The organism is Curvivirga aplysinae, assembly GCF_009711445.1.
In the GTDB taxonomy this organism is placed as follows: Bacteria; Pseudomonadota; Alphaproteobacteria; order UBA8366; family Aestuariispiraceae; genus Curvivirga; species Curvivirga aplysinae.
On the sequence record NZ_SMMC01000190.1, the window covers coordinates 24132 to 35664 of the forward strand.

Below are 11533 nucleotides of genomic sequence, written 5' to 3' on the forward strand. Positions count from 1 at the left end.
ATCAAAACTTATGGGGCTATTTACTTGATTCTGAATAAAATTCTAATCAAGAATTCACTAATGTGTGATAGGTGTGATGTACGTCACTGTTTCACGCGCCCTTATATAATATAAAGATTAAGGTTACTTAACGCTTATTTAGGATAAGGGACGCATGTCGGACGTATCTTTCGAAAAACTGCTGCAACTTGCACAGCAACGCACATTAGACGGTAAAGGTGGTTTAGCTGCCTCTATTACCAAAATGTGTCTTCAGCCTGATACGAATCTGACCCCTGAAGAAACCCACCTTACCTTTGAAATTTTGCGTGAATTAATCGGCGAAGTCGAAATGGAAGTGCGCCGCTATGTGGCTGATTATCTTGCCCATCGTGATGACGTACCAAGTGATATGCTTGAATTTCTTGCCAATGATACAATCCATGTCGCCTATCCTATTCTGGTTCATTCTCAACAATTAACCGACGAATTTCTTGTTGATTTAATTGACCGCAAACAACGTGGCCATCATATGGCTGTTGCAGAAAGACCCAACCTGTCTACGTTGATTACGAATGCATTAATCCAAATTAATGATGATATGGTTTCCGGAAAGCTATTAGAAAATCCGGGGGCCCAAATTACAGATGAGAATATGGATATACTCGTTGAACGTTCTTTGGATAATGTGCAATTACAAACCAAGCTATTAAGTCGCAAAGATATTCCAAACAGCATTGCGCAACGCATGTTTGTTTGGGTTGGCGAAGCAACTCGCCAATATATTCTTCGCAATTACAAAATTGACGAAGAACTGGCTAATGCAGCAATTTATGATGCTGTTGCAAATGCCCAGCAAGAGGGGGAAGAAGTGGACGCTTCCCCTGTGTCGCAACCGCCAAAAGACAAGTTATTCGGGGCGATTACTCAATCTATCTCCGATCGACTATATCAAGTCTTGATGACACAGGGACAGCAAGATTTTATTTCTGAGTTCGCTTATTCAACAGGCCTCACAATTGCCGTTACCGAAATGGTATTTGATGTGGCTCAGGTCAATACAGTTGCCATTGCCGCACGCGCAATTGGATTTTCTGAGAATCAGTTCCGTGATTTGTTAAAACGGTTCCTTGCTGAGAAATATGAGGATTACGAAGACCGTCAACTGGTTCAAAAAGCTGTATCTTATTTCAACAAGGTCAGCCCAAGCAAAGCAGATACTTATCTGGAAAATTGGCGCCAATCTTCTGGCTCAATTGGGAAAACTTTACACTAATTTTCATTGCCGCATTGCAAAACTGCCTCAAGACATGCTACATCGCGCAAAGATGTAGCTTCTTCCTCATATTGAGAGAATCACATATTAGAAAAACAATACCTACCTATTGAAAGGCTTGATCTGGCGCATGGCTGCGGAAAATGTACTGATTGTAGAATCACCGGCGAAAGCAAAAACCATCAATAAATATTTAGGTTCAGACTTCACAGTTCTGGCCTCATTCGGTCACGTCCGTGATCTGCCTTCCAAAGATGGTTCCGTTGACCCTGACAATGACTTTGCGATGCAATGGCAAGTCGATAGTAGCTCTAAAAAGCGCTTGGATGATATTGCAAAAGCCTGTAAGTCAGCGAAAAACCTTATGCTCGCGACTGACCCCGACCGCGAAGGGGAGGCAATTTCATGGCATTTACAAGAAGAATTAGCGCGTCGCAAAGTTTTAAAAGATTTAAATGTCAGCCGTGTAGTCTTTAATGAAATTACCAAAAACGCAATTGTCACTGCGATTGATCAGGCACGTGAGCTGGATCAAGATCTAATCGATGCCTATATGGCACGTCGGGCTTTGGATTACTTGGTAGGTTTCTCTATTTCACCTGTATTGTGGCGTAAACTTCCGGGATCACGTTCAGCGGGCCGCGTTCAATCTGTTGCCTTGCGGCTTATTTGTGATCGCGAAGCAGAAATAGAAGCGTTTCGCCCTGATGAATATTGGAGTGTCGCAGCAAAATTAAGCGCGCCTAATGGCCAAGCCTTTGAAGCACGTCTTACACATTTTGACGGCGAAAAACTGGATAAGCTTTCACTTGGCAATCAAGGAATTGCTGAAACAGCCTTAAACGCTGTAAAAGCAGGCCAATATACGATTTCAGAGACTGAGAACAAAACAGTTCGTCGTAATCCTTATGCTCCATTTACGACTTCCACTTTGCAACAAGAAGCAAGTCGGAAATTAGGCTTTGGTGCGACCAAGACAATGACATTGGCTCAGCGCCTTTACGAAGGTACCGACATTGGCGGCGAAACAGTAGGTTTAATCACCTACATGCGTACAGATAGTACTACATTAAGCATGGAAGCGATTAATTCCTCTCGCAATTTGATTCAAAAAGAATTTGGTGAAAATTACTTACCAAACTCACCACGTATCTACAAAACAAAAGCCAAAAATGCGCAAGAGGCCCATGAAGCCGTGCGCCCAACAGACCTGTCCCGTCATCCAAAGCAAATGGCAGCTTATCTGGATAACGATCAGTTACGCCTTTACGAGCTCATCTGGAAACGCACCATGGCGTCACAGATGGAAAGTGCTGTTTTCGACCAAATGAAAGTGGTAATTCCATCAAGCGATGGTCGTGTTACTTTGCGTGCAACAGGTTCTGTACTGAAATTTGATGGCTTCTTAACACTTTACACCGAAAGTAAAGATGACGACCCATCGGATGATGATGAAAATAGCAGACGCCTTCCACCGATGGAAAAAGGTGATACGACTCCGCTAAATGATGCGTCAGCTGAGCAACATTTCACCCAACCTCCGCCGCGCTTTACTGAGGCGAGTTTGGTTAAAAAGCTAGAAGAATTAGGTATTGGTCGTCCATCCACATACGCATCCATCCTGAAACTTTTGCAGGACCGTGATTATGTGACATTGGATAAACGCCGTTTCCAACCACAAGAACGCGGTCGTTTGGTTACGAGCTTCTTAACAGCTTTCTTTGAGCGCTATGTTGATTACGGCTTCACAGCGTCGCTTGAAGAAAAACTGGATGACATCTCTGATGGCCAAAAAGACTGGAAAGCAGTCCTTCGTGAATTCTGGGGACCATTTCATGGTCAAACAGAAACAGCACTTGCTTTAACTTATGCTGAAGTACGTGAAGCAATGGATAAAGAGCTTGCTGTTCACTTCTTTAAACAAGATGAAGACGGTTCAACCGAAGCAGCACGTAAATGTCCCTCTTGCGGTACAGGCCGTATGGGACTGAATATTGGTAAATATGGTCCATATTTATCCTGCTCAAACTATCCGGAATGTAAATATAACAAGAACCTCTCCATGGCATCCAATGACGATGGTGAAGAAGGTGAAGTTGTTGAACTACCAAAAGAACTTGGTGTTGATCCTGAAAGTGGGCAAATTGTTTCGCTTAAACAAGGCCCCTATGGTGTTTATGTTCAATTGGGTGAAGCTGAGAAAAAAGGCGACAAACCTAAACGCGCATCTTTGTTGAAAACCATGAAACCATCCGGAATGGATCTGGATTTAGCGCTACGTTTGTTAAGCTTGCCTCGTGATTTGGGCACTCACCCTGATTCAGGCGCTTTGGTCCAAGCTGGTGTAGGGCGCTATGGCCCTTATCTGAAACATGGCACAGCTTTCGTAAGCCTTCCTAAAGAAGATGATATTTTAACCATCGGTATGAACCGTGCGGTTGAAGTGATTGCACAAGCAGGCGATAAAGGTAAAGCAAATGCCAAGCGTGAACTCGGTGTTCATCCAGAAGACGGTAAAGCTATTCATCAGGGTGTAGGCCGTTTCGGCCCCTACGTGCAACACGGACGTACATATGCCTCTATCAGTAAATCCAGCGGTCTTGACCCGGAAGAAGTTACTTTGGAACAGGCACTAGAACTGATTGCAGCAAAGCTTGCCAAAGGCCCAAGTAAAAAAGGCGCCTCAAAAAAAGCCTCTGCGAAGAAAGCAAAATCAAAGAAAGCTACTTCTAAGAAGGCTTCTGCGAAAAAAGCTTCTAAAAAATCAGCTGCAAAGAAATCCGCTGCAAAAAAGGCTGCAGCAAAGAAAGCGAGCTAAAGTTTGGCCAAACCTCCAAAAATTGTAAAAAGGTCGGCTAAATCCAAAGCCCCTGCCCCTCTTCCTAGCAAACAGGAAATTTTGGATTTCATCAACAATAGTGAAAAGCCCGTCGGCAAGCGAGAGCTGGCCCGGGCTTTCCATTTACGGGGTGACCAGCGTACGGAATTACGTGGGCTTTTAAAAGAACTGGCTTCGGAAGGGTCTATTGATAAAGGGCATCGTCGTAAGATGGCACCAAAAGGGGCGTTGCCTGATGTATTGGTCATTGAGGTTCATGAAGTTGACCCGGATGGGGATGCTTTTGCCAAGCCAGTTTCAACCAAACAACATGGTGATCTAGATGAGAATGTGCGCATCTTTATGAAGCCACATAGCAATCGAAATGCCCCTGCCCCTAAAATTGGGGATCGTGCTCTTGCCCGTTTAAAACGTATTGGTGACAAGTCTTACGAAGCAGAGATAATTCGAACACTTCATCCTGCAAAAGAAAAGGTGCTAGGACTACTTGAGGCTACAAAAGGTGGTTGTATTCTTCATCCAACTGATCGTCGTAGCAAGCTTGATTATTTTATTGCTGAGAATGATCTCAATGGCGCAAAAGCAGGACAACTTGCTTTGGTACAACCCATGGGTGGACAGCGGGTTTATGGGGCACAACAAGGTAAAATCACCGAAGTTATTGGTAGTTTCACGGATGCGAAAGCCTTCAGTCTGATTTCTATACATGCCCATGGCATTCCAATGGAATTTAGCGATGAAGTCCTAAAAGAAGCAGATGCATTGCCGGAACCAACATTAGGTAAACGGACAGATTTACGTGATATTCCTTTGGTTACGATTGATGGGGATGACGCACGCGACTTCGATGACGCGGTCTTTGCAGAACCTGATACGAACCCGGATAACCCCGGAGGTTGGCATCTTCTTGTCGCGATTGCGGATGTGTCCAACTATATCAAAACAGATGGTCCATTGGATAAATCCGCACAGGATCGAGGAAATTCCGTTTACTTCCCTGATCGTGTTGTCCCTATGTTGCCAGAACAATTAAGTAACGGTTTATGTTCTTTGCGCCCTCATGAAGATCGCGCTTGTATGGCTGTACATATGTATATTGACCGTCATGGTAAATTGATACGCCATAAATTCATTCGGGGATTAATGCGATCAGCTGCCCGCTTGACTTATGAGCAGGCTCAAGATGCAATTGAAGGTCGCCTTGACGAAACCACTGAACCAATTATGGAAACGGTCATTAAACCGCTTTATGCGGCCTATCAGGCATTGGATGAAGCGCGTCAATCACGTGGTACATTAGAATTGGAAATCCCAGAGCGTCGGATCTTTGTAAATGATGCAGGAGAAGTTACCAAAATCCTACCTCGCGACCGCTTGGACAGTCATAAACTTATCGAAGAATTTATGATCACTGCCAATGTCGCTGCCGCCGAAGCTTTAGAAGCGAAAAATGCGCGTGCGATCATGTATCGTGTCCACGATGAGCCTAGTCTGGAAAAGATGGAAGCCCTGCGTGAAAGCCTTGAAGGTATGGGCCATAATATGACTAAGGGCGGCGTTATCACGCCACGTCAATTTACAGGTATTCTCAAAAAAGTTGAAGGCACTGAACAAGCACAGATGATGTCTGACATTATTTTGCGCTCGCAAGCACAAGCGGTTTACGCACCTGAAAATCTTGGACATTTTGGCTTGGCCTTACGTCGGTATTGTCATTTCACCTCACCTATTCGACGTTATGCAGATTTGTTGGTACACCGTGCCTTGATCAAAGCCTACAAGCTTGGTGATGATGGCTTAGAAGCAGAACAGGCTGATGAATTTGAAGATTTGGGTGAACATATCTCTCAAACTGAACGTCGTGCATCAGTTGCGGAACGCGAATGTAAAGACCGATATGTCACAGCTTATCTTTCAGAGCATGTCGGTGCAGAATTTAAAGGCCGTGTGAATGGTGTCACCCGCTTTGGACTATTCATCACCTTGGATGAAACAGGTGCGGATGGTTTGATTCCAATCGCAACTTTACCAAATGATTATTTTATTCATGATGAAGTGCATCACGCTTTGGTTGGTCGCCAGACAGGGATGACCTATCGTTTGGGGGAGCCTGTCACCATATCGTTACGTGAAGCTGATGCCATTACAGGCAGCATGACTTTTGCTATTGTTGATGGTGGCAAGGTAGATAAGAAACTACAGCGAAGTGTTGGTGGTAAATCTGGTTCTAGCGGACGTGGTGGTAAAAAACGCTTTAGCCGTAACAAAGATCAATCATCATTTAAAAAAGATCGTAGCGAACGCTCAGAGAAAGCAAAAAGTCCATTTGCTAAAAAAAGCAAAAAAACACGTGGCAAAAGACGTTAAGCTTTTCTTGATTTCTCAATAGACCAATCTGTAAAGCTGAGATAAGATTCATCATCTTCGAATCTTTCAAGGAATTCCTGTGCTTACTAAAAGCCTAAATAATTATTGGCCACATGCGTTTGCCTTTCTGTCTCTTATGTTTCTTAATAGTTGTGCAAGCAAACCATCAGAAGATGCGTTATGGACTGAACTGGATCAGCAAGTTTTGTTGGAAGGGCTTGAAGGTCTCAATGACTACTATGTGGAAGATGTAAGTCTCAAAGAACTCTCGTTGAATGGTATACGCGCTGTTATCGCACCCGACCCTGATTTATCAGTAACATTTACAGAGAATAAACTAACACTTTATTCTTCTGACGAAGATATTCACAAAGTTCACTTTAATCAGATTGATCTAAAATATCCTGCGTCCTGGGCAAAAGCGGGCTATGATATCATTCGTGTAGCACAAAAAACCTCCATTCTGTTGCAAAATAAATCGCCAGATCATCAATTGACGATTTATATGACAGCGATGATACGGGAACTAGATCGTTTCACTCGCTATGCCTCACCTCAAGAAGCCCTTGCAATCCAGCAAAATCGAGATGGGTTTGGTGGCGTTGGAATTACGATTGAGAAAAGATCAGCCACAACTCATATAGCGACAATCGAGGAAGGTAGCCCTGCGGCAAATTCACGCCTGCAAGTGGGAGATCGCCTAATCTCGGTCGACGGTATAACCTTAAATAGTCTTGGTATTGATGAAGTTTACACCTTAATCCGGGGTCCAATTAATCGTCAGGTTCGATTAGAAGTTCTCCATGAAGATATGGGACCTGAATCTTTTTCGATAAATTTAATTAGAAGTAAGATTTCACCAAATACAGTATTTTACGATGCAAATCTACTATACCCGATTATACGGATTAGTAGCTTCAATAATAGCACAGCAGTTCGCATGGCTGAAGCAATCGCCAGAGCCAAAGATTATTCCGGAGATCAATTAAAAGGTATCATATTAGATTTAAGAGGGAATCCCGGCGGACTTCTACAAGAAGCTATCGATGCAGCTGATCTATTATTGGATCATGGTATTATGAGCCAGACCCGTGGCAGAAATCCACTTAGCTTCCAAAAATTTGAAGCTGAACCGGGGAATATTTTGGGAGATATACCCTTAATTATTTTAGTGGATGGAGCAACAGCCAGCGCTGCAGAAATTCTAGCAGCAGGCCTTCAAGATCAAAAGAGAGCTGTGATTGTTGGCGCAATAAGTTACGGAAAAGGCACCGTACAAAATGTCGTACCCCTATCTAATAATGGCGAGTTACAGCTTACTTGGGCGCGTTATCTTGCTCCTAATAACTATCATCTTCAAGATTACGGTGTTTTACCCAATATATGCACCGTTGACCAAGAAAACGGTATTGCGGCTGTTTTAAAAACTTTGCGTGCACATCCCGATCAATCTCGCTTAGATTTCATAAACTTTAAACGAATGCAATTTGATCTTGATGGTGATCTGGATCGCTTTAGAAATTCCTGTTTATGGGATGGTACAAATAGAGGTGAAGCAGACCCAGATATTGAAGCTGCTAAAACACTTTTATCTAATCCTGACCTTTATGAAGATGCTTTGGCAATTTCTTACATCAGCCCTAATGGTTAGCCATGCGCCAAGCTGTTATCCCAAAACCTGCCGCTAGTTTGATTTTGCTGAGAGGCTCGCCAGAAAACCCCGAAGTCTTATTAGGAAAAAGACGTCATGATCTGCGCTTCATGCCCGGATATGCTGTCTTTCCCGGAGGTCGTGTTGACAAAGAAGACATAGAAACTGCAAAACTTCTAGGGATAGATCTTACAGATTTACAGGGGATACGTGATAACCTGTCAGGTCAAGATTATCTCGCCCATTGCATGGCTGCATGCCGAGAATGTATAGAAGAAACAGGCTATCTTCCTATAGGTAACGTCCCAATAAATAAAAATGTCGAGCATCCCTATTTAATTGCCTGCAAGAGTAATAACTTCGGTGCCCTTGATTTACCCTTACCTTGTGTTGCCCAAGCAATTACACCGGAAGGAAGTCCCATCCGTTTTAATGCCCGTTTCTTCGTCCATATCGTAAAAGAAATTCCGCGCCCCTTTAAACCGGAGGGAGAGTTGATCGAGATTGATTGGTATAATGTAAAAAACGCTCTAAATACTCTTCCTATTGCAGATGTAACGGAATTCGCATTGAAAGAATCTCTTCGATATTATCAAACATGTCTAATACCAGATCACCCTCCTTTACTGACCTATAGCTATGATGATTATAGTGTCATTATTGATAGAGAACCTAAGCTGTAGGCCCTTTTTTTGAAGATTCTATAATATATCTTCTAAACTAGGCTTGACTTCAGCGTAGTAATCAGTATTTTCGCGGCAGATTTATTTTAACCGCACTTGGTACAATTTTGTTCCGGTGCATTTTTTGCGGGACTACGATCATGGCAAAACCTGCTACATTACAAGTTAAGTTGGTGAGCACAGCGGATACAGGCTTTTTCTACGTAACAAAGAAAAATCCTCGCAACATCACAGAAAAATTGGAAATGCGTAAATACGACCCACGCGTTCGTAAGCACGTTATCTTCCGTGAATCTAAAATGAAGTAATTTCTTCTTTATAGATTTTAAAAGAGGCTACCTTCGGGTGGCCTTTTTTATTGCCTGATAAAATAAAACAGTATTGCCCTTAGTAATTTGATCAAAGTCAATGTTTCATCATCAGAGACTGGATATTATCACCCAATCAACAACAAATTTTATAGGGCTATAAACATGTCTCATGTACCTCATGAACTCGCAGATGAATTTCCAGAATATGTAGAAAAGATCCACGATCTAAAGACATCTAATGCACATTTCGCAAAACTTGCCGATGAGTATCACGACATAAACAGAGAAATTCACCGCTTGGAAACACGTGTTGAAGCTGCGGATGAAAGCGTTGAGAAGGATTTACGCCATAAACGTTTGGCTTTAAAGGACGAGATTAATACTCTTCTACATGGTTAGGCTCTGACCAAGAATAATTATAACAAAGGCCCTATGAAGGGCCTTTTTATTAACAAAATTTTGCACGCGTAATTAATCCTGATCTGCATTCTCATAGCGAATAGCCGGATCCCCTTTTCCAACCATATCAAAGCCTGTTGGCACTGCAGCAACTACTGTGTTTCTCCCCTGCGCCTTGGCAAAGTATAATGCCGCATCTGCGCGTTTGAATAGCTTATCAGGCTCGTCACCATCCTTTTCAAGCTGTGTCAGCCCCATTGAGATACTCACACGAATACCTTTTTCACGTTCTGCGATCTTAAAGAGATGCTCACAAATTGAGTTTCTCAAGCGATCTGCAACAGCAGAACCAATCTCAAATTCGGTTTCAGGCATGACAACAACAAATTCTTCACCGCCCATACGTGCAACCATATCTACATTACGCAAACCATTCACAATGCGATTGGATAATTCCACCAAAACTTCATCGCCCGCCTGGTGCCCGAAAGTATCATTAACCCCTTTAAAGAAATCGATGTCGAAAACAGCCAAAGTCATAGGTTTATCGGTTGCAAGATGTTTCTCAACCATCCCCCCTAGATGCGCTGTTACATAGCGTCGATTATATAAGCCTGTCAGCGCATCCGTAAGCGCCATTGCTAACGAGCGTTCATAATTGTCACGTAAACGCTCCTGATAGCGTTGACGGCGTATCTGTGTTCTAGAGCGCGCTAATAATTCATTTCTATCAACAGGCTTTACAACATAATCATTAATTCCTAGATCAAGTCCTTTAGCAAGCCGTTCTGTATCATCTTCTTCAGCAATCATTAAGATCGGGATATTTCTTGTATCTTCGCGTGCACGAAGATGGCTAGCAAAACGAAGTGAATCTTCATTACGCATATGTAAGTTAATAATGACCAGCTCAAAAACCTGATCTTTAATGGCTTCTTCTGCTTCGGCTAACGTCCCTGACGAGACAACATTATCGTCATCTTTTGAAAGTGTTTCTAAGACTTTAACACGCTCCACCTGACTATCATCAATAACGAGAACAGAGGCATTTTTAACATCAACCGTGTTTACCAGTTTACGGTCACGTAACACGCCCAGCTGGTCTGATGTTTCTTCTCGTAAACGCCATTCATCATTTAACATTTTTAAGCGTACTAAAGATCGCACACGCGCAAATAACGCTTTATCGTTCACAGGTTTTGTCAGGAAATCATCTGCACCACATTCAAGGCCACGCACACGATCCGCACTATCGGAAAGCGCCGTCACCATCACGACCGGAATATGCATGGTATCTGGATCATTTTTAAGTATTTCACAGACCTCAAACCCGTCCATGCCCGGCATCATAACATCCAGTAAAACAATATCTGGGTCATGCGTTTCCACTGCCTCAAGCGCAGAAGGCCCATCAGAAGCAGTAATCACATCAAAATATTCGCTGGTCAGTTTAGCTTCGAGCAGCTTAACGTTCGGCCTTAAATCGTCTACGACTAACACACGTGCAGTCATGCCATACCCCGTTTAACTCGCCCCTACCTGTTCGTTAAAAGAAATCTTATTGCAAGAATTTTTCAACGGTCTCAAGGAAGTGACTTACAGAAATCGGTTTTGCAATATACGCTTCGCAACCACCTTCACGAATTTTTTCTTCATCCCCCTTCATCGCGAAAGCTGTAACAGCGATCACGGGAATTTCACGAAGATCATCATCTTCCTTAAGCCATTTTGTCACTTCTAACCCAGAAACTTCCGGAAGCTGAATATCCATTAAGATAAGATCAGGTTTCTTTTCACGAGCCATCTTTAAGGCTTCCATACCATCACGAGTTTCAAGGATATCGTATCCGCGTGCCTCTAGCAGATCATGAAAAAGTTTCATGTTCAGCTCGTTATCCTCAACGATCATGACTGTTTTACTCATGATTTCCCTCTCCGAATTCTTTCGTGATTGACGAGAAATACTCATCTGGATTTCTTACTTCTTCTTTTTGAAGCTTTACCATATATAATTGCTACCTCGCAAAG

General features: G+C 42.9%; 9 protein-coding genes. 7 read left to right on the forward strand and 2 right to left on the reverse strand.

Annotation, left to right across the window (positions count from 1 at the left end):
- Positions 1 to 154 precede the first annotated feature (154 nt).
- The 7 genes from E1160_RS11040 (at position 155) to E1160_RS11070 (ending at position 9505) form a co-directional block, all read left to right on the forward strand.
- A complete protein-coding gene (locus E1160_RS11040; RefSeq protein ID WP_155155220.1) occupies positions 155 to 1255 on the forward strand; it encodes a DUF2336 domain-containing protein in 1101 nt (366 codons plus the stop codon).
- A 130-nt stretch (positions 1256 to 1385) separates the two neighbouring features.
- Positions 1386 to 4073, forward strand: coding sequence for a type I DNA topoisomerase (topA, locus tag E1160_RS11045; protein ID WP_155155221.1), 2688 nt, complete (start codon positions 1386 to 1388; stop codon positions 4071 to 4073).
- A gap of 3 nt (positions 4074 to 4076) precedes the next feature.
- A complete protein-coding gene (gene rnr, locus E1160_RS11050; protein ID WP_155155222.1) occupies positions 4077 to 6461 on the forward strand; it encodes a ribonuclease R in 2385 nt (794 codons plus the stop codon).
- A 79-nt stretch (positions 6462 to 6540) separates the two neighbouring features.
- Positions 6541 to 8112, forward strand: a complete 1572-nt coding sequence (locus E1160_RS11055; RefSeq protein ID WP_155155223.1) for a S41 family peptidase — start codon at positions 6541 to 6543, stop codon at positions 8110 to 8112.
- 2 nt (positions 8113 to 8114) lie between these two features.
- On the forward strand, positions 8115 to 8795 hold the full coding sequence (locus tag E1160_RS11060; RefSeq protein WP_155155224.1) for an NUDIX hydrolase: 681 nt from the start codon (positions 8115 to 8117) through the stop codon (positions 8793 to 8795).
- 140 nt (positions 8796 to 8935) lie between these two features.
- A complete protein-coding gene (gene rpmG / locus E1160_RS11065) occupies positions 8936 to 9103 on the forward strand; it encodes a 50S ribosomal protein L33 (protein WP_155155225.1) in 168 nt (55 codons plus the stop codon).
- Positions 9104 to 9268: 165 nt separating this feature from the next.
- Positions 9269 to 9505: a YdcH family protein gene (locus tag E1160_RS11070; protein ID WP_155155226.1), complete on the forward strand. Its 237-nt coding sequence runs from the start codon at positions 9269 to 9271 to the stop codon at positions 9503 to 9505.
- A gap of 72 nt (positions 9506 to 9577) precedes the next feature.
- On the opposite strand, the gene E1160_RS11075 is transcribed toward E1160_RS11070, so the two are convergent.
- Together E1160_RS11075 and E1160_RS11080 are read right to left on the reverse strand one after the other, a co-directional pair.
- Positions 9578 to 11017, reverse strand: coding sequence for a PleD family two-component system response regulator (locus E1160_RS11075; protein WP_155155227.1), 1440 nt, complete (start codon positions 11015 to 11017; stop codon positions 9578 to 9580).
- 46 nt (positions 11018 to 11063) lie between these two features.
- Entirely contained in the window at positions 11064 to 11429 is a 366-nt protein-coding gene (locus E1160_RS11080) for a response regulator (RefSeq protein WP_155155228.1), read from the reverse strand.
- Positions 11430 to 11533 lie beyond the last annotated feature (104 nt).